General features: G+C 47.1%; 19 protein-coding genes. 6 read left to right on the top strand and 13 right to left on the bottom strand.

The features are described 5' to 3' along the window. Window positions 1-5: 5 nt before the first annotated feature. The 3 genes from AB3N00_RS24055 to AB3N00_RS24065 all read right to left on the bottom strand — a co-directional run bounded on the left by AB3N00_RS24055 (window position 6) and on the right by AB3N00_RS24065 (window position 1,520). Window positions 6-737 (bottom strand): DUF2225 domain-containing protein, encoded by a 732-nt coding sequence (locus tag AB3N00_RS24055; RefSeq protein WP_413036849.1) that lies wholly within the window; start codon window positions 735-737, stop codon window positions 6-8. Window positions 738-773: 36 nt separating this feature from the next. Then, the gene (locus AB3N00_RS24060; protein ID WP_413036850.1) at window positions 774-1,151 is read right to left on the bottom strand and encodes a globin; all 378 of its coding nucleotides are present in this window, start codon (window positions 1,149-1,151) and stop codon (window positions 774-776) included. Window positions 1,152-1,394: 243 nt separating this feature from the next. Continuing rightward, window positions 1,395-1,520, bottom strand: a complete 126-nt coding sequence (locus tag AB3N00_RS24065; protein ID WP_258377577.1) for a hypothetical protein — start codon at window positions 1,518-1,520, stop codon at window positions 1,395-1,397. A 196-nt stretch (window positions 1,521-1,716) separates the two neighbouring features. Here AB3N00_RS24065 and ylbJ point away from each other — a divergent pair, with 196 nt between their 5' ends. Both ylbJ and AB3N00_RS24075 read left to right on the top strand, forming a co-directional pair. After that, window positions 1,717-2,973, top strand: coding sequence for a sporulation integral membrane protein YlbJ (gene ylbJ, locus AB3N00_RS24070; protein ID WP_413036851.1), 1,257 nt, complete (start codon window positions 1,717-1,719; stop codon window positions 2,971-2,973). 105 nt (window positions 2,974-3,078) lie between these two features. Continuing rightward, window positions 3,079-3,882 (top strand): NAD kinase, encoded by an 804-nt coding sequence (locus AB3N00_RS24075; protein ID WP_095292189.1) that lies wholly within the window; start codon window positions 3,079-3,081, stop codon window positions 3,880-3,882. Window positions 3,883-3,953: 71 nt separating this feature from the next. On the opposite strand, the gene AB3N00_RS24080 is transcribed toward AB3N00_RS24075, so the two are convergent. Both AB3N00_RS24080 and lipA read right to left on the bottom strand, forming a co-directional pair. Further along, on the bottom strand, window positions 3,954-4,409 hold the full coding sequence (locus AB3N00_RS24080) for a YutD family protein (protein ID WP_413036852.1): 456 nt from the start codon (window positions 4,407-4,409) through the stop codon (window positions 3,954-3,956). 14 nt (window positions 4,410-4,423) lie between these two features. Further along, a complete protein-coding gene (gene lipA / locus AB3N00_RS24085) occupies window positions 4,424-5,323 on the bottom strand; it encodes a lipoyl synthase (protein WP_110756964.1) in 900 nt (299 codons plus the stop codon). A gap of 192 nt (window positions 5,324-5,515) precedes the next feature. Between lipA and AB3N00_RS24090 the strand changes: the two genes are divergently transcribed. Beyond that, a complete protein-coding gene (locus tag AB3N00_RS24090) occupies window positions 5,516-6,592 on the top strand; it encodes a M23 family metallopeptidase (RefSeq protein ID WP_413036853.1) in 1,077 nt (358 codons plus the stop codon). 60 nt (window positions 6,593-6,652) lie between these two features. Here AB3N00_RS24090 and yunB read toward each other — a convergent pair whose 3' ends face one another. The 4 genes from yunB to zwf form a co-directional block, all read right to left on the bottom strand. After that, window positions 6,653-7,528, bottom strand: a complete 876-nt coding sequence (gene yunB, locus AB3N00_RS24095) for a sporulation protein YunB (protein ID WP_413036854.1) — start codon at window positions 7,526-7,528, stop codon at window positions 6,653-6,655. A gap of 266 nt (window positions 7,529-7,794) precedes the next feature. Further along, complete coding sequence (gene fsa / locus AB3N00_RS24100) at window positions 7,795-8,439, bottom strand: fructose-6-phosphate aldolase (protein ID WP_095361223.1); 645 nt, start codon at window positions 8,437-8,439, stop codon at window positions 7,795-7,797. A gap of 85 nt (window positions 8,440-8,524) precedes the next feature. Then, window positions 8,525-9,418, bottom strand: a complete 894-nt coding sequence (gnd, locus tag AB3N00_RS24105; RefSeq protein WP_095361222.1) for a phosphogluconate dehydrogenase (NAD(+)-dependent, decarboxylating) — start codon at window positions 9,416-9,418, stop codon at window positions 8,525-8,527. 327 nt (window positions 9,419-9,745) lie between these two features. Next, complete coding sequence (zwf, locus tag AB3N00_RS24110) at window positions 9,746-11,200, bottom strand: glucose-6-phosphate dehydrogenase (protein ID WP_413036855.1); 1,455 nt, start codon at window positions 11,198-11,200, stop codon at window positions 9,746-9,748. 415 nt (window positions 11,201-11,615) lie between these two features. On the opposite strand from zwf, the gene AB3N00_RS24115 reads away from it, so the two are divergent. Further along, window positions 11,616-11,936 (top strand): winged helix-turn-helix transcriptional regulator, encoded by a 321-nt coding sequence (locus tag AB3N00_RS24115; RefSeq protein WP_095292196.1) that lies wholly within the window; start codon window positions 11,616-11,618, stop codon window positions 11,934-11,936. Window positions 11,937-12,123: 187 nt separating this feature from the next. Here AB3N00_RS24115 and AB3N00_RS24120 read toward each other — a convergent pair whose 3' ends face one another. Continuing rightward, entirely contained in the window at window positions 12,124-13,002 is an 879-nt protein-coding gene (locus tag AB3N00_RS24120; RefSeq protein WP_413036856.1) for a helix-turn-helix domain-containing protein, read from the bottom strand. 140 nt (window positions 13,003-13,142) lie between these two features. Here AB3N00_RS24120 and AB3N00_RS24125 point away from each other — a divergent pair, with 140 nt between their 5' ends. Then, the gene (locus tag AB3N00_RS24125) at window positions 13,143-14,270 is read left to right on the top strand and encodes a glycoside hydrolase family 88 protein (protein ID WP_413036857.1); all 1,128 of its coding nucleotides are present in this window, start codon (window positions 13,143-13,145) and stop codon (window positions 14,268-14,270) included. A gap of 92 nt (window positions 14,271-14,362) precedes the next feature. Here the strand turns inward: AB3N00_RS24125 and AB3N00_RS24130 are convergent, their stop codons facing one another. Beyond that, window positions 14,363-15,520 (bottom strand): Gfo/Idh/MocA family protein, encoded by a 1,158-nt coding sequence (locus AB3N00_RS24130; protein WP_413036858.1) that lies wholly within the window; start codon window positions 15,518-15,520, stop codon window positions 14,363-14,365. A gap of 113 nt (window positions 15,521-15,633) precedes the next feature. On the opposite strand from AB3N00_RS24130, the gene AB3N00_RS24135 reads away from it, so the two are divergent. Then, window positions 15,634-16,506 carry a helix-turn-helix domain-containing protein gene (locus tag AB3N00_RS24135; RefSeq protein ID WP_413036859.1) on the top strand — a complete coding sequence of 291 codons (873 nt, stop codon included), beginning with the start codon at window positions 15,634-15,636 and terminating at the stop codon, window positions 16,504-16,506. Between the two features lie 452 nt (window positions 16,507-16,958). Here the strand turns inward: AB3N00_RS24135 and AB3N00_RS24140 are convergent, their stop codons facing one another. Continuing rightward, window positions 16,959-17,747: a TrmH family RNA methyltransferase gene (locus tag AB3N00_RS24140; protein ID WP_413036860.1), complete on the bottom strand. Its 789-nt coding sequence runs from the start codon at window positions 17,745-17,747 to the stop codon at window positions 16,959-16,961. A 51-nt stretch (window positions 17,748-17,798) separates the two neighbouring features. Beyond that, complete coding sequence (locus AB3N00_RS24145; protein ID WP_413036861.1) at window positions 17,799-18,461, bottom strand: potassium channel family protein; 663 nt, start codon at window positions 18,459-18,461, stop codon at window positions 17,799-17,801. Window positions 18,462-18,558 lie beyond the last annotated feature (97 nt).

Raw genomic sequence — 18,558 nt, forward strand, 5'->3', positions numbered from 1 at the left:
ATGACTTAAAGGGGGCTGCGCTTAGCAGCCTCTTTGTCTGCTTCAATCATTTCTTCAGGCAGTTCCATCTTGCCGGAAATCATCTGTTCCCTCAGAAGCGCCCACTGCTCTCTGGACGCTCGAATCATGGCCGCATCCGTAATCCGCTTATCATGAATAACACGCCCAAACCATTTGACTGCTTCGTGGAAATGGCCTGCTCTGCGATTCAATTCTCCAAGCAGGTACAGCAATCTGGCCTCATTGCTCCCAGCACCCTCGCGCTCGAACACTCTTACATAGGCTTCCAGACTAAATTCCAGAAAACGACGTTCCTGCTCATGGTCTTCCCGGTAACGATACAGCCAGGCGATGTGATGCAGCAGCCCCGCAACCACGCGATCTTTCTCCTGTATCACCTGCGCGCATAGCAGACCCAGCTTGTACGTAGCCAGTGCCTGATCCAGTGTCCGAGCACCGCTGTAGTCCCGTCTCTCCCAGCGATTGCCAATCTGTTCCTTGAAGGCCTGTCGCTGCTTGTCATTCAGTTTATCTGTTGAGTTCTCTGTCGAAGCAAACCCGCATTCAGGACAGATTCGAACAACATAGAAATCCGGATTCTCCAGTTTGTAGTAGGTGCAAAAATCGGAATCCGTCCGATAAGGCCGCTTCAAGCTCGGTCTTACTCTGGACGTGTCAAACTCGGTCTCGCAATAATGACATGTTACTTTCACCTTATACAGAGGCTCTAATTCCACTCGTTCCATCCCTCTCCCGTTATCCTGTTATCGGAGTTACGGCGTATTCACAAAATGATGTGCCGGCCCCGACAAACGCTGCAGGACAAAAGAATGCAACGGCTCTTCCACACCGATCTGTGTCAACGCTTGATCCATACATGCCAGCCAGGCATGTGCTCGTTCAACTGTCACTTCAAAATGCATATGGCGGGCACGCATCATCGGGTGACCATACGCATCTGAGAACAACGCAGGTCCACCGAAAAATTGAGACAAAAACATGTATTGCTTGTCCATAACCGGCTGTATATCTTCCGGAAAAAGAGGAGCCAGCTGCTCATTTTGCTGGACAATAGGGTAAAAGGCTTCAACTAATGCCCGGACGCCTTGCTCTCCGCCCAGATTTTCATAAATACTCAAATTGGGATTCATTCGTTTAAACCCTCACTCGTCGTGTCGAATTTTGGCATATATTACACACCAATGTTTAAATGTGAAAACAAAATCAAGGATCAGGCCTTTATCGCCTTTATGTTCATTCTATCAAAAAAATCCCAAAAGTCCTATCTAACATCATCAAGTCAAGGTCTCTTGGGGTATTTTTTTTCTAGGCTGCTGCACCTCGGAAGACACAAAAAAAGCACCAATCTCAAGATTGGCGCACCATATATTCCATTAATAACTTCGCCAGTCCTCTTCTTCAGAGCGTACAAGCGAGGCACGTATCACATAGACAAAAGCACAGACCAGGATTCCGGTGACAAGACTCATAATCATCACTCCATCCGATTTGAATTTCACCTTTATTGGACAAATAGGTGACGTTCAGGCGTTTTTATCATTTTAGCATACATCGTTTAAAAATACAGCCATTTTTGCAAGCGCTTTCCGAATATTAATTTGTACTGTTTGTCCGCTTTTATTCATATATTGATGGCACAAGCTACACTCACGGAGGCAAGTCTAACAACCATTATAAAATAAAGGAGAGGTATACATGGCTTCCTCATCATTTAGACTCACCCATGTCCTGATTATACTTGCTCTCCTGGTTCTCTGTTTCCTTATGGTCCTGTTTCCGGCAGAAACCTGGCATGCAGGTGTACGAGGGCTCTCCATCTGGTGGGATGTGTTATTCCCCTCCCTTTTTCCCTTTCTGGTTCTTTCTGAGCTGCTGCTCGGTTTAGGCATCGTCCATTTTCTCGGCACCCTGTTAAATCCACTCATGCGTCCGCTGTTTCGGGTTCCGGGAAGCGGAGGCTTTGTATTTGCGGTTAGCTGCGCTTCCGGCTATCCGACAGGAGCGAAATTAACCGCCCAGCTATGGGACCAAAAGCTGGTCACGCGGGAAGAAGGCGAGCGACTCGTGGCGTTCACCACTTCATCCGACCCCATCTTCATGATCGGTGCGGTGTCCGTTGGTTTCTTTCATAATGTATCCGTCGCTCCCGTTCTGGTCGCTTCCCACTACGCTGCTGCCTTTATCGTTGGTTTGCTCATGCGTTTTCATGGACGGACCACTGATTCATCAGCCCAATCGCCTCACCTTTCACCCGCATCCGAGAAACCGAAGCGCAACCGACTGCTTCAGGCCATTCATGCCATGCACCAGGCTAGAATGGCGGATGGACGGGCATTCGGTGAATTGCTGCGCCAGGCTGTCTCCTCATCCCTTCGCCTTATTATTATCGTAGGAGGGCTTGTCGTATTCTTCTCGGTCATGATGGAGCTGCTTGTACAGACAGGATGGCTTGGCCAACTGTATCGAATGACCGAACAACTGCTCACATGGATGAACCTGCCGCCTGCCCTATCGCAAAGCCTTGTAGGTGGTTTATTTGAAGTGACCCTGGGAGCCAAAGAAGCCGGCGGAGCAGGTACAGCCGTGCCTCTCGTATATAAGGCTGCTGCTGCTGCATTTGTTTTGTCCTGGGGCGGACTGTCGGTGCATGCCCAGATTATGAGTATACTTAGCAACACACCGATGAGATATGGGCCATTTTTGTTTTCCAGAGCTATGCATGCCCTAATCGCACCTGTAATTGTCATTGTACTGTGGGTCCCCATCATGGGTGGATCGACAAGCCCCGCCATGAGTAATTCTGGTGCTCTCCCCGCCGATATCTCTTTATACTCACCAGATGGGGGACAGATTATATTTTCGGGATTGGTGATTCTTGTAGGTGTGCTGCTTGTATTGTTGTTCTTCTCCCTGCTTCGTACCGTCCTCTCCCCTGAAAGGTTTCAAAAATAAGCCCTGAGGTTCATCTATATTTCAAATGAATATCAATCCAACATTGTGTTCTGCTCTGGAATTGATTATCATCGGTAATATAATGACCACAAAGGAGCTTTCATCTTGAGATACTATGTTCAAGACCGCGGAGACCAGTTATCGATTGATCTGAGTCAGCAGTTTCATGCGCTGGCAAAGGAAGAAGGGTTCAAGCTGGATGCAGAATCGCCGGAGATTGTCATCTCCATCGGGGGCGATGGTACAATGCTGCAGGCATTTCACAATTTCATCGACCGGATCCCGGACATTGCTTTTGTTGGGGTTCATACAGGCCATCTCGGCTTCTATGCCGATTGGAAGAAGGACGAATTGCAAGAACTTGTAAGACTGATGAGTGGCAAAGGTGATCCCGAACGACTCAAACCCCGAATTGTAGAGTACCCATTGCTGGAGCTTGAAATTCGTAAAAAATCGGGCAATACCTCCTATATTGCCTTGAATGAATTTACGCTAAAAGGTGTGGACGGTACTGTCGTTGCCCAAGTCGACATTAATGATGTGACCTTCGAGATGTTTCGGGGTGACGGGATCTGCGTATCCACGCCTTCAGGCAGCACTGCCTACAACAAGGCACTGGGGGGGGCCATGGTACACCCCACCATCGAGGCCATACAGATTGCCGAGATTGCTTCGATTAATAACCGCGTCTACCGGACGCTTGGTTCACCGGTTATTTTGCCCAAACATCATCACTGCGACATTTTCTCACGTAAGGATCAAAGGCTGCTGCTCACCATTGATCATGTGAATGTCATGGTAGAAGATCTCATCTCCGTACGCTGTCAGGTAGCGAGTCACAAGGTAAGCTTTGCCCGGTATCGTCCCTATCCGTTCTGGAACCGGGTTCGCACAGCCTTTTTGGACTAGCCTGCTCAGGAACAAGCTTCGTTGCATTCAAAGGTATATACATTAATAAGCATAGAAAAAAGCGGTCCTTCTCAGGAGCCGCTTTTTGCTTTGGCTGGTGGTTGCTCTTTGCTCTTCTGAAGAACAAAGTAAGCACAGCCAAAGTTGCAATATTCATTAATATAATCCACCATGCTTGAGATTGTGGAATCCTTTGTGGCTTTGGGATGGTTGTCCCGGTAAAAGCCTTTTAGCCGCAACTGACTGTAACCCCAGTCTCCGATAATATAATCGTAGCGCTCCAGTACTTCACTGTAACGGTCACGGAAAACTTCTGGATTCCAGCCTTCTTTGTGGTTCTGCACGATTTCATAATTTTTCCCGTTCACTTGAACGATGATCTTTTCCTGTGGTTTATCTTGTGGTTTATCTTGTGGTTTATCTTGTGGTTTATCTTGTGGTTTATCTTGTGGTTTATCTTGTGGTTTATCCTGAGATTGATCCTGGACTGTATCCTGAACCTGCTCAGTGCCTTTTTCTTCTTCCAATCCAGTGTCCTCCATTATGCGTGTGTTGCCGCCTGCTCCGCATGTTTTGCAGCAGATTTGACCTGTTCATGCGCATGGTAGGAACTGCGCACCATCGGGCCGGATTCGACGTGGCTGAATCCACGCTTCAGTCCTTCCTGCTTCAATGCAGCGAACTCTTCTGGCGGATAATACTTCTCAACAAACAGATGTTTCTCCGAAGGCTGCAAGTATTGACCAATAGTCATGATATCACAATCGACGGCACGGAGATCATCCATCGTTTGCAAAATTTCCTGATATTCCTCGCCCACGCCTAACATGATGCTGGACTTGGTCGGGATGTTTGGCTGCATCTCTTTGGCACGGGCAAGCAATTCCAGAGAACGCTTGTACTTGGCCTTGGCTCTGACTTTGTCCGACAGTCGCTCCACCGTCTCAATGTTGTGATTCAGAATGTCAGGCTTGGCATCCATCACAATTTTCAGGGAATCCCGATCACCCAGGAAGTCCGGAATCAACACTTCTACACTGCACAAAGGCAAACGGCGGCGAACTGCTTTCACCGTCTCGGCGAAAATGGTCGCTCCCCCATCCTTCAAATCATCACGAGCCACGCTTGTAATAACGCAGTGCTGCAGGTTCATTTGTTCCGCTGCTTCCGCCACACGTTCTGGTTCCTGCAAATCAAGCTCCGTCGGCAAGCCGGTATTCACCGCACAAAAACGGCATGCCCGTGTGCAAATGTCGCCCAAAATCATAAAAGTAGCTGTTCGATTGGCCCAGCATTCGTAAATATTTGGGCATCGTGCTTCCTCACATACTGTATGCAGCGTCTTGGAACGCATCATCGTTTTCATTTCCTGATAGTTATCGCCGGTTGTCAATTTGATCCGAATCCAGTCCGGTTTCGGTTCCTTAACACGTTTAGCCAATGCGTAAACCCTCTTTCTAATGAAGTTAGGCTGTTGCTCGGAACATATTATACCATGAAAGCGTTGGAAAAACTCCCATTTGTCACATCTTGTGCAAAGGGATAAAATGAGGACTTTTGAAGAACGCTAGGTTATAGCTTGGTTCACCGGGCACTTTGTGCATCATCTCAACGGAAAGGGGGCTGCTTCCCTGTGCAAGATCGCTTGACATCGCGGTTCACTCACTCGTTTTGGATCAAAACATTACTTGCAGGCACATTGCTTCTCCCATTCTTGCCTGTAGATGTTCATGGTGAATCCTCCGCTGTGCCGTCTAAAACCGAACCTGTCGAACTGAAACCAGCGGAGATTTTGAAAGCACGTCGAGGTTTATATGAAAGCATGGAACAGATAAGTGGCATTCCCTGGTTCAGACTCGCTGCCATCGATCAATATGAACGGACCCTCACGCGTGCTCATCCCAAGGATCGCAAGCACCCGGAGCGACTGACAGGTATTTTCATGACGTCCCCAGCCTGGACAGGCTGGCTAAACCCGGACCAAACGGATCAACAGCCGGGTTCCATCGCTTTTTTTAATGGTCACGGCCGTGATGGATCGGGAGACGGGGTGGCAGATGCCAACAATGATCTGGATGTCCTATACAGCATGGCGAACGCCATCCAAAAATATGGAACCCGCCAGGAGGACTTCAGCATTGCCCTGTGGGAGTATTATCACAATTCCCGTGCCGTGCAGCGCATTCAGCAGTTTGCGAAATTATATGAGCATTTTGACAGCATTGATTTGTTCGATCATGCGTTCCCCGTGCCGCTCGGCACCAATTATTCGTATCGCAGCACCTGGGGCACCAAACGCAGCTGGGGTGGTTTTCGCATCCATGAAGGAACGGACATCTTTGCTCCCCAAGGACTTCCTGTGCGAAGCACCTGCTATGGAGTCGTGGAGATCAAGGGATGGAATCCCTTTGGCGGCTGGCGAATAGGCATCCGTGATCTAAACAACCACTATCACTACTATGCTCATCTATCCGGGTTTGATAAAAATGCGCATATTGGCGAAGTCGTTGCCCCCGGTCAAGTTGTAGGCTGGGTAGGCAGCTCAGGCTATGGCAAACCAGGTACGCAGGGCAAATTCCCTCCTCATCTGCATTACGGAATCTACCGTGACACCGGGCTCACGGAATGGTCATTCGACCCCTATCCATTATTGAAACATTGGGAACGGGAAGAGCGCGCGCAGAAAAAAGCCAAGGCTAAAAGCAAATAAACAAAACGGGACCTCTACTGAGGATCCCGTTTTGTTTTATGACGACTTCTTCATTTTGATTCAATGGTTTACATCTGAATCTAGAGGTATCCCTTCAATTTCCCCTGAAAGATCTGGTTCAAGTTCAAATTCATCTCCGTTCAGATTCCCTCCTGGAACCTGCTGCTGGTTCTGGTCAGAGGGGTTGGTCGTTACGCCATTCCCACCCGAAACCCCAGTCTGTCCTGATGGCAGCGCAATTGACGGTGCACTGCTGCCGTTGCTGCCTACAGGCTTGCCCTGGTTATCGTAATAGTACATCGGCACATCACCGACAACCAGCAGGTAGGATATCGGTATTTCGGTATCTACCGTCTCGGGCTCCATGTCGAAGGGGACGACCACGGCTACTTCGGCAATGATGTGAATATACACCTCCACCAGAATCATGTTAATTCCGGCATTCTGCTGGCGGGTATTCAGATCTACCTTCACGGCCCCCTGAGGTTCGATACGAACGGGAATATTCGGACCAAAGGAGGCTAAGACCGGGCTCCCCAATGCCTGACCGAGCGGGATCTTCTCTTTTAACATATGCACATTCTGTAATGTGGACTGCACAATATTCATCGTACTTGCGGTAATTCTCATGTGTTCATCATAATTCAGCATGAAACCGGACACTTTTCCGGCTGTATCGGTTTTCCAGTCAATCAGTCCTTCAGTCGATTTCCCTTCTGCAACTTGCGCTGTAATCGCCTTGTTGATCGCTTCCGTGGCAATCTGCTTTACCCGGATTTTGGCCAAATGCATAATTGGAGGCTTCATTTTTTTATCCACGTAGGCAAAGCCCTGCATTAAGCAAAATACCGCTACCAGTAAAATAATCAGCCACATCTTGCGTTTGCCGCTTGGCGGCTTCCGTCGTCTTCGGCTACGCCATCTTTTTCTCATCATCGGGTGTCCCTCCCCTGCGGGATGAGCTTAGGGTTATATGTTATCCTTATGCACTGTTGTCCCGAAAAAGAAGGACAGCACCCGTATTGTGGGGACATCATCCGTTTGTAAAAGTGGAACAATCCCTTCATAGAATTAGCCTAAATGCTGCTTACTCTAATAAAAAAAGCCCCCGTCAGCAGATTGCTCTGCAGGACGGAAGGCTTCAAACCAATACGACACATGCTTTCACATGGTTTAATAATTCATCATGATACTGTGCAAAATCATTTAGGAACAGTTTCCCAATCTTTCAGGAAGCGCTCAATGCCACTGTCTGTCAGCGGATGTTTCCACAATGTAGGCAGAAGCGAACCAGGGATGGTCGCAATGTGCGCACCGGAAAGAGCTGCATCTTCAACGTGTTTGATATTACGGATGCTTGCTGCAATAATCTCGGACGGCATATCGTACGTATCCAGAATGAGACGCAGATCACGAATCAGCTTCATGCCATCCACCGCAATATCATCCAGACGGCCAACGAACGGACTGATGTAAGTCGCTCCGGCTTTCGCCGCCATCAGACCTTGTGCAGCCGAGAAGATCAGGGTTACATTCGTTTTGATTCCTTTTTGCGTAAGCTCATGGCAAGCATACAGTCCATCTTCGGTCATCGGTAGTTTAATGACTACATTCGGTGCCCATTCAGCAATTTCATAAGCTTCCTTCAACATATCTTCGGCTTTGAGGCCGATAACTTCAGCACTGACTGGGCCTTTGACAACGCCACAGATCTCCTGAATGACTTCTTTAAATACTCTGCCTTCTTTCGCGATCAAAGACGGGTTTGTCGTGACTCCATCCACCAGACCTAGACGTTCGATCCGTTTGATTTCCTCAACGTTCCCTGTATCCAAGAAAAATTTCATGATATGTTCCCTCCACTTGATGAATTTGTAAACACAATAATAATCATTACCCGAACAACCTTATATGTTAACAGTTATATATGAATTATTTTTTTTCTACAGCGTGACCGCCAAACTCATTACGCAATGCTGCTACCACTTTACCTGTGAATGTATCTGTCTCCAGGGAACGGTAACGCATCAGCAAGGACAACGCGATAACCGGTGTAGCCGTTTGAAGGTCAAATGCCGTTTCCACTGTCCAGCGTCCCTCACCGGAAGAGTGCATAACGCCTTTGATTTCATCGAGGTTCGCATCTTTGGAGAACGCACGCTCTGTCAATTCCATCAGCCATGAACGGATAACGGAACCGTTGTTCCATACACGAGCCACTTTTTCGAAGTCGAAGTCGAAGTCGCTTTTCTCCAGTACGTCGAAACCTTCACCGATGGAAGCCATCATACCGTACTCGATACCGTTGTGTACCATTTTGAGGAAGTGACCGCTGCCCGCTTTACCTGCATACAGATAACCGTTCTCTACTGCAGTATCTTTGAATGCCGGCTCAACGATCGCCCAAGCTTCAGGGTCTCCACCGATCATGTAACACGCACCGTTACGTGCGCCTTCCATACCACCGGAAGTACCTGCATCCATGTAGTGGATACCGGATGGTTTCAATTCTTCGTAACGGCGAATGGATTCTTTGTAGTGCGAGTTACCTGCTTCAATGATGATGTCACCTTTGGAGAGCAGTGGGCTTACTTCAGCCAGTACAGCATCCACCACATTGTGGGGAACCATGATCCACAGTACACGCGGGGATTCCAAAGATTCAACCATCTCTTTGTAAGAAGAAACGCCTTGTGCGCCGTATTCTTTCATTTCATTTACTGCTTCAGTGTTCAGGTCAAACGCAACCACTTCATGTTTGTGGTCGATCAAGTTTCTGCCCAGGTTCAATCCCATTTTGCCCAATCCAATAAGTCCAAGTTTCATGATAAATCCTCCTGTTATGAACAATTATTAATGCATTTCTGCATAGTGCATCCAACATGCTTGCGTTCCGCAGTAACCGTTCCGGTTACGGATCGTTCTTCCGATCGCTGTTGTATCCAAATTTCATGATTCAACTATAGTAGTTGAAATTTGGATACAAAGGCGAACGCTTCGCTTCTGCAGAATCGATTCCGTCCCCTGCACTACACCGCTTAAAACGAAACCATGTGCAGCAACATCTATATCAAAAATTTTTACGGCCTTCCGGCAAGTACCGGAAGGACTTATGCAAAATTGGAACGGTATAATCAGATTAAATAATTTCGATTACCACCAACGGTAGCCATTCTCTGCAATAAGACGATCTGCCGATTCAGGTCCTTGCGAACCTGCACTGTATGTGTCCAGCGGCACGCTGCCATCCTGGAATGCTTCCAGAATTGGTTGTACCCACTTCCATGCCAGCTCAACCTCATTCCAGTGAGCAAAGAAGGTGGAATCTCCACGCATTGCGTCAAAGATCAGGTTCTCATAAGCTTCCGGAATATTGCGTTTGCCTGAAGCAAATGTCATGTGAACAGGTTCCACTTCACCGTGGTTCAATGGGTTCTTCGCATTTAATTGAAGAGAGATGCTTTCTCCAGGACCAATTTCAATCGTCAGCAGGTTAGGCTCAGTTGTATTTTCAGCTTCATGGCCTGTTTTAAGAGGTGCCTTGAATTCAACAACGATCCGGGTGGATTTCTCAGCCAGACGTTTACCTGTACGAATGTAAAAAGGAACTTCGCTCCAGAATGGATCATCGATCCACAATCTTGCGGCAACATACGTATCATTTTGGGAACCAGCCGGGATGCCAGGCTCGTCCAGATATCCAACAACAGAAGAGCCTTGCAGCTCGCCTGCTCCGTATTGGGCACGAACCACCTCAGAAGCGATGTTTTCTTTCGTCAATGGACGAAGAGCTTCAGCGATCTTCTGTTTTTTAAATTGAATTTCCTGCGGAGTGCAGCGTTTAGGCAAATGCAGGGCGATCATCATCAGCAATTGAAGCATATGATTTTGGAACATGTCGCGAACGGCACCACTTTGATCATAATAAGCCGCGCGTTCTTCAACACCAACAGTTTCACTAGCCGTAATTTGTACATTGGCAATGTAACGGTTGGACCACAACGCCTGAATGACCGGATTCGCATAGGTGAGTGTTTCAATATTTTGAACCATCGGTTTGCCCAGGAAATGGTCAATACGGTAGATTTCTTCTTCAGCAAATGTATTGCTCAGTTTCTCATTCAGTTCACGTGCAGATTGCAGATCGTGTCCAAATGGTTTTTCAATAATCAGCTTTTTCCAGCCTTTGGTATTGCCCAAGCCGCTCTCCTGAATGTTCAGTGCGATTGGCTCGAAGAATTCAGGTGCTACCGACATGTAGAACATGCGATTTTCCGGAATGCCCAGTTCTTGTTCACGCTGCTCAACGAGCTTCAGCAGTTTGGTGTAATCTTCAAGCTTCGTATTATTCAGAGAACAATAACGGAAAGCCCCAATGAAATCACGTACCTGAGAATCTTCTTCAGGCGTTTGCCGTGAGAATTCATGCAGTGACTTTTCGACATTCGCCTGGAAGTCAGCATCCGACAATTCACGACGTCCAAGACCGATAACGGAGAAGGATTTCGGCATTTTTTGATCCATGTACAAATTATATAATGCAGGGTAAATCTTGCGTTTGGCTAAATCGCCTGTTGCCCCGAACAGGACAAATGTCATTGCATCCATTGGATTGCCTCCTGTGATCTGTGCAGTATAGTATATGATGTTGCAAAATGTTCAAATTCAAGCATGACAAAAGACGGAATAAGTGGGTATGTTGCCCCCTTGCCTCCGTTTAAATAATGCACCTGAATTTAACCATGGAACATTCCTTCTCTCCACAACCTTAAACCAAGGTTATAAATTGTAACCATTTGAATTAACGTTACCCATATTACACCTGTCGTCACAATTCGTCAACAATCGTGTCTAACGTGTGAACACCTGTGTTTACAGGGTTTTTATTTGATGTTAACGCTTTATGTGGTAAGATTATAAACAATTGGTATGTGATATTTTATACATAAGGCTTGTAGACAGCCAGGTTACAATAAGTATACTAGTGCTATAATGAGCATAACTAATTCAAAGGAGTACAATTATGAGCGATGATGAGAATGCCAAGCAAATATGCGAAAAGGTGGAACAGTCTTATCAGATCATTGGCCGGAAATGGGTAGCCCTCATTATTCATGCGTTGATGGAAGAGCCCAAACGTTTCAGTGAAATTCACGCTTATATCCCTGACCTGAGCAAGCGAGTGCTGAATGAACGAATGAAGGAACTGGAGGAAGAAGGATTGGTCGTACGGCATGTGGTTACGGAACGACCAGTTCGGACAGAATATATGTTGTCCCGTAAAGGGACGGAGCTTGGGCGCGCATTGAGTGCCGTGGAGCGATGGGCTGATAAGTGGCTATAATGCAATAGATTATAATGACTTCACTACTTTTAAATTACATGTTGTTTGCAATCCCGGGTGTGGCTGTTTCCCTTTGCCTTTGAATTAAGAGGGGATGGCTGCTACCGGGATTTTTATGAAGATATCTGACATTAATTCACTAATATAATCAATAATAAATCTTACATTAAGTGTGATATATGTAGACCTAATGTCTGCTTTTCCGTTCAAATTGATGCCGGTACTGTAACGGAGTTATGCCAGCAGATTTGCGAAATAACTGGATGAAATAAGATCCGTTAGGGAATCCGACACGTCTGCCAATTTCTTCAATGGGGAATGCCGTGGTCTCAAGCAATAGATAAGCCTGCTTCAGTCTCCGGGCTGTAACATACTCTGTAATGCTGCTGCCTGTTTCTTGTTGAAAGATACGGGAAGCATATGATTTGGACAAGTGGATGTCTGAAGCCATATGGTCAAGCTTGATCTCATGTTCATAATGATCCTCGATCCAGTACATAATCCTCTCGGCATGTTTTAAATCTCGGCAGACCTTTAATTGCCTCGCCAAGCCCTGCTGTCCTTCCCCCGCGTTCTGCTGCTCCAACAGACTCAAGATCTGAAGCAGTAACATAACCGATTCTTCCCGATCTCCCCCACCACGATTGCGTGACCTATCGTAACTCTCATAAATCCAGTCCAAGTGCGAAGTGTATGAGCTCAAATCAAACACCTGCTGCTGATTGTACCCTTTCCATAATGTTGAGAAATATGCACGCCGATGTGGGAATGATTCCAGATAACGATCCATAATGATCGGATCAATATAAAAAATATTCCGTTCATAGGGGTTCTCCGGTTCAACTTCCGCATAGACATGGTGCAGTTGATACGGTTGAAAAAAGAACAGCATCCCCTTGCGAATGGTGTATGTATGATTGTTCAAAACGACAATACCATTTCCTTCATGTACATAGAGAAACTCTCCACATTGATGCCAGTGATAATACCCTGTAAATTCATGCACCGATCGTATTCTGTAGTCCCATGCAAGCGTAGCCCCCGCAAATTCCACGCGATCAAACATCTTTTTCCCCCTTTTGCAGCATGACAATAAAACAACATTTCTTCATATCCTAGCACAACTTTCCTGAATTTAAAAAAGATATAATCAGCGTAAAGAAAGCGCTATCCAGCATTTCTAATTTTAATCTCAGGAGGTTGGACATGTCTAACATAGGTTCCGGTGTTGCGATCACATACTGGCAGGAAGTCATGAAGAAGCTGGAAAACAAAATGAACCGAATGAAAGATCAAATCGGGGGAAAGTGTCCCCATTTTGCCGGTAAAGATGGGAAGTATGATAACATCCATACCGATTGGTGGACCTCCGGTTTCTGGCCGGGCATGCTCTGGATTATGCATGACATGACTGGTGAAAAGGCCTATCGGGATGCAGCGTGGTCATGGGATGAGATGCTGGAGCAATGGCTGGTTAAACCTACTGTGGAACTTCATCACGACGTCGGTTTTCAGTTCCTCTCCACCGCTGTCATCAAGTATAAAATTACAGGTGATGAAGACGGGTTCAGACGTGGTCTGGAGGCAGCCAATTTCCTGGCCGGACGATATAATCCGGCAGGTCAATTCATTCGTGCCTGGAATGGGAATAAATACGGCTGGGCGATCATCGATTGTATGTTAAATATTTCTTTGTTGTTCTGGGCTTCCGAAGTTACTGGAGATCCCCGGTACAAGCACATTGCGATTAGACATGCGGAGACAACGATGCAATATGGTGTCAGAGAAGATGGATCGACCAAACATATTCTGTCCTTCGATCCAGAGGACGGACATTATATTGAAAGCTTTGGCGGTCAAGGGTATTCACCGGATTCAACGTGGAGCCGGGGCGCTGCATGGGGCTTATATGGATTTGCCAATACATATCGCTATACTCAGGATGTCCGTTTCCTGAATACGGCGAAGCGTATTGCACATTATTTTATTTCCGCACTGCCGGAGGACTCCGTGCCTTATTGGGATTTCAGGCTTCCTTCTCTGGAAGGACAGTCCCGTGACAGTTCCGCTGCAGCGATTGCCGCTTCCGGTCTGCTTGAGCTCGCTTCCTTCGTTCCCGAAGGTGAGAAACGCCTCTATGCCGATGCCGCTGAACGTATACTACGTTCATTAACCGAGAACTATGCCGTCTGGGATCAGCCAGAGCATGAATCGATTTTACTGCACGCCACCGGCAGCGGCACTTCCTTCATTGATGTCTCCCTAATTTATGGAGATTATTATTATCTGGAAGCGATCGCCAAGTTGAATGGATGGAAGCATCGGGTGTATTGATGTTGAAGTGGTGCTGATAAAAGAATAAGCAAAAGATGCCAGGCCTCACGTTCATGAGGCGGGCATCTTTCTTTTTATGTTCAATCGTTTGCTTAGGACTCCAATTTGCTCCCCAGCGTAATACTCAGATCCTCAAAGTTCTCCACCGTCGTCTTCTTTTCGTAAAAATGAACCGCATGTTTCATTATCCCTTCTCGTGTGTAAAATGAATCTTCTGCTCCCAGCGGAAACGTTACCTTTTCCCCCGTACTCGCCGACTTATAGATGCCTACAATCAGTTCAAGCGTATTCCGGCCACTCTCCCCATCCACCAGAAGTGGTGATCCGGTCTCAATGGCGTTTAACACATTCTCGACCTGCCCGGCATGACCAACGTGAACAATATCCGGCAATTCGTCGACCCTTTGCTGAATCTGTTGTTCAAGCTCTGGATTGGGCTCCGGAAATCCATTACTGCGTGCCGTAGAGGCAACCACTTTCCATGGCGCGGATACCCGGGCCTCTTTGCCCTGGAAAATCAACTGCTGCTCCTCTCCGTGATGTACGACGGAACTGGTGATCATGCCAAGTGCCCCTTCGCGGAAACGAAGCATGGCCATCGACACATCCTCCACTTCAGCATTATCATGAGACGTATTGGCCATCATGGACTGCAGCTCCACGGGTGGACCCATCATCCAGAGCATGGCATCAATATGATGCACGGCATGGTTAAGCGTACAGCCGCCGCCTTCTTTTTCCCACGTTCCACGCCACCACAGATCATAATAGTTATGACCCCGCCACCAGAATGAATCCACCTGCACATGCACAATTGGTCCCATCAGTTTACTGTCCAGCACACCCTTAAGCTTCATCATTGGCGTCGTAAATCGATTCTGTGCCACAACCGACAACAGCTTGCCACTTTGCTGTGCAGCGTTCAGCATCTGATCAGCTTCCTGCAGGGAGGAAGCCATCGGTTTTTCCACCAGCACATGGGTACCCGCATACAGGAAGTCACACGCAATGGGAGCATGTGTGTACGGTGGGGTACAGACAGAAACCACATCAATGTTTTGACTCAGCAATTCTTTATAATCCGTTACCGCCTGTGCATTTTTCAGTCCATGCTCGTTAATTCGCTTCTGTGCTTTTTCAGGGTACATATCCACCACAGCTACAATCTGACATCGATCGGGAAAGGCCAAATACGCTGAGATATGCGCTCCACTAATTGCACCAGCTCCAATAATCGCCACTTTCAACATCTGAACATTCCTCCCTTATTTCCTACACAATACACAATAATTAAGCGCTTTTATGCGTTCATCTTGTGCTAAAATAAAAGGATCTTGCGCTTATGTTGAGGGAGGAATTGACGTTGTCCATCTTAGGTAAAGAGCAATTCGATCTGGCTTGCCGCCGTACATCTACCGCGACTTTCCGTGAAATATTTCATGCCCATTCTCAGATGGAAGTAACTTATATTCATGATGGCTATGGTCAACTGATCACGGAAGGTCAGGCATTTCCACTTGAACCGGGAACGCTAATGATTTTCCGCCCGTTTCAATTACACCAGGTACAGATTCAAGTTACGGACGAGCATCCTTTTGTCCGCAGTGTACTTATGTATGATCTGGATTTGTTAAAGGGATCTTGGCGGCATTTTACCGCTATCCACGATTTTGTACAGGAGCTTTTGGGACAAAACTCACCGATTGCACCGTTCATTCTGCCTTCTGCATCCATGCTGGTTCAATTAATGGAACAATTCGCGCAAGTTCATCCCAACCTGCTCCCATACGAACGAGAAGAGCATATTCGACTCTTTTTACTCCATCTGCTCGGACAAATTAAATATATATGGGAAGAAGGGAAGCATTCCCCCTCCCAATTGGTACCTCCAACTTCCTCCAGCCTTCTCCATCCTCATGCGGAAGCTGTCATGCAGTGGATTGAAGAACATTACGATGAGCCTTTTCATTTAAAGGATCTGGCATCCGAGATGCACATGTCTCTTTACCATCTGTCTCACGTGTTCAAAAAGGCCACAGGAACGACCATCGTTGCTTATGCCCAGGCCACCCGTATTCGTCATGCTTGCATATTACTCGCCCGTACCTCCTACAGCGTACCAGAAATAGGCCACCGTGTAGGCATGTCCACTCCTTCCTACTTCTGCAAAGTATTTCGAACCGTAACAGGTACAACTCCCCATCAATACCGATTGAATGTGCAAGGGAGAACCTGATTTCAGCAGTAAAAAATAAAAGCGAAGGATCCCTCCCTCCGCTTCCACCGTTAATTTCCTGCAACTCATTGTTAGTCAATCATTCATTTAGATGTTAGACAAACTTCACACATGATGTTCGGGTTCTTACTTTTACTTCTCTTACGATTCCCTGACTTCAAGACCCAGTTTTTCGTATAACTCCCCATACGCCTCATCGTCTCTAGCCTGAGTCAGCTCTACAAGCTCTATGTAATTTTCTTTCTCACTCATTCGCATCCCCTCTCTTCTTCACACTATATATTGGCTTATGAGGATGATATCGTTCGTTTTTTTTAATAACTCTTTATCTTCTCCATAAGAAATAAGAAAAAAGCTCATCCCTGTCTCTTCGCAGAAGTAGGAATAAGCTTAATCTCGTCTCTGGAAACCTTGTCCTATGTGTTACTTGCTATTGCTACATAAACTATATCTTACACCATCCGCTGCCTCATCGCTTCAAACAACAAGATGGTTGCCGCCATTGCAGCATTCAACGATTCTGCTTGTCCCTGCATCGGAATTGTAATTGCATCATCCACCAGCCTTGCTGTAGACTCGGATATCCCCTTGCCTTCATTGCCGATCACAAGCCAAACGGATTGTGTGAAATCATAGCTATAGCATGAATGCTCTGCCTGCAAAGAGGTACTTACCAGCTTCACGCCCGCCGCCTTCGCTTCGGGAAGCAAGGATTCCAACTGGCCTTCGACAATGGGCAAATGAAACAGAGACCCCATCGTTGAACGAATGGTCTTCGGATTATATACATCAGCGCATCCCGCACCGAGCACCACGCCGGCTGCTCCGGCTGCATCCGCACTGCGAATGATCGTCCCCACATTCCCCGGGTCCTGTACTCCGTCCAGCACCACAACAAGCCCTCGTGCTCCAGAGATCAGGCTTTCCAGCGGCTCACGTCCTTTACGGACAATCGCAAAAACAGGCTGCGGCGTCATGGTATCCGTGCATTTGGCGATAACAGCCGGTGACACACTAATCCATTCTATACGCTGAAGCGGAGCTTCAAGCCCGGCCAGTTCAGTTGGTACACCCTGTTCACCATCGTAAACAATGCACTCCAGATCAGCCTGGGCACGCAGTGCCTCCTGTACCAGGTGAATGCCTTCAATGATATATTTATGCTGACGGGTACGATGCTTTTTCTCCAGCAGCTGTGCCCATTCCTTCACACGTGAATTTTGCGGTGATACAATATCCATCTTTCCATCCTTCCCGTCTGCGATTCAATTTACTCCGGTTCCTCCGAGAGATTACTTCGGATAGGCCAGCTCCATTTTCGTCAAATGGTCTTTGTGGCCCACAATGATCAACACATCCCCTGCTTCAATCCGATCCTCGGCATATGGGGAGATGTTCATGGAATTCCCGCTGCGGATTGCCATCACGTTACAACCGAAGCGTGCACGAATGTTTAACTCCAACAGGTTTTTTCCAACCATTTCTTCTGAAGCTCTCATCTCCAAAATGCTGTAATCTTCAGACAACTCGATATAATCCAGTATGTTCGGGGAGGTCAGATGATGGGCTACCCGCAGCCCCATATCCCGCTCCGGATAAATCACCTTGTCCGCTCCGATCTTTTGCAGCACTTTACCATGAAGCTCATTTTGTGCTTTGACGATCAGAACCGGCACTCCCATATCTTTCAAAATCAGGGTTGTAAGAATACTCGCCTGAATATCTTCACCAATTGCCACAACGACAACGTCAAAATTTCGTATGCCCAGCGCTCGAAGCGCTTCTTCATCCGTTGAATCTGCCGATACAGCATGAGTCACCACATTGGACATTTCCTGGGTCCGCTGCTCATCCGCATCAATTGCCAGCACGTCGAATCCCATACCACTTAGCGCATTGGCCACACTTGATCCGAACCGCCCCATGCCAATTACGGCATACTGTTTCTTAGCCATTAGGGTCTTAACCTCCCGCTGCACTTCAGCACTTGAGCATCATTCCAGATGTCAATGCTTACTTAAATATCCTTCGTAGTATACCACAAAGCCAGAT

It is taken from the genome of Paenibacillus xylanilyticus (assembly GCF_047246825.1).
GTDB classification, from domain to species: domain Bacteria; phylum Bacillota; class Bacilli; order Paenibacillales; family Paenibacillaceae; genus Paenibacillus; species Paenibacillus xylanilyticus_B.

Excerpts from the sequence above, each read along its gene's own strand:
- AB3N00_RS24120 (WP_413036856.1), bottom strand. The coding sequence starts at position 13,002 with ATGTTTGATCGCGTGGAATTTGCGGGGGCTACGCTTGCATGGGACTAC.
- AB3N00_RS24130 (WP_413036858.1), bottom strand. The coding sequence starts at position 15,520 with ATGTTGAAAGTGGCGATTATTGGAGCTGGTGCAATTAGTGGAGCGCAT.
- ylbJ (WP_413036851.1), top strand. The coding sequence starts at position 1,717 with ATGGCTTCCTCATCATTTAGACTCACCCATGTCCTGATTATACTTGCT.
- yunB (WP_413036854.1), bottom strand. The coding sequence starts at position 7,528 with ATGATGAGAAAAAGATGGCGTAGCCGAAGACGACGGAAGCCGCCAAGC.
- AB3N00_RS24115 (WP_095292196.1), top strand. The coding sequence starts at position 11,616 with ATGAGCGATGATGAGAATGCCAAGCAAATATGCGAAAAGGTGGAACAG.
- AB3N00_RS24060 (WP_413036850.1), bottom strand. The coding sequence starts at position 1,151 with ATGAATCCCAATTTGAGTATTTATGAAAATCTGGGCGGAGAGCAAGGC.
- zwf (WP_413036855.1), bottom strand. The coding sequence starts at position 11,200 with ATGGATGCAATGACATTTGTCCTGTTCGGGGCAACAGGCGATTTAGCC.
- AB3N00_RS24145 (WP_413036861.1), bottom strand. The coding sequence starts at position 18,461 with ATGGCTAAGAAACAGTATGCCGTAATTGGCATGGGGCGGTTCGGATCA.
- AB3N00_RS24125 (WP_413036857.1), top strand. The coding sequence starts at position 13,143 with ATGTCTAACATAGGTTCCGGTGTTGCGATCACATACTGGCAGGAAGTC.
- AB3N00_RS24140 (WP_413036860.1), bottom strand. The coding sequence starts at position 17,747 with ATGGATATTGTATCACCGCAAAATTCACGTGTGAAGGAATGGGCACAG.
- gnd (WP_095361222.1), bottom strand. The coding sequence starts at position 9,418 with ATGAAACTTGGACTTATTGGATTGGGCAAAATGGGATTGAACCTGGGC.
- fsa (WP_095361223.1), bottom strand. The coding sequence starts at position 8,439 with ATGAAATTTTTCTTGGATACAGGGAACGTTGAGGAAATCAAACGGATC.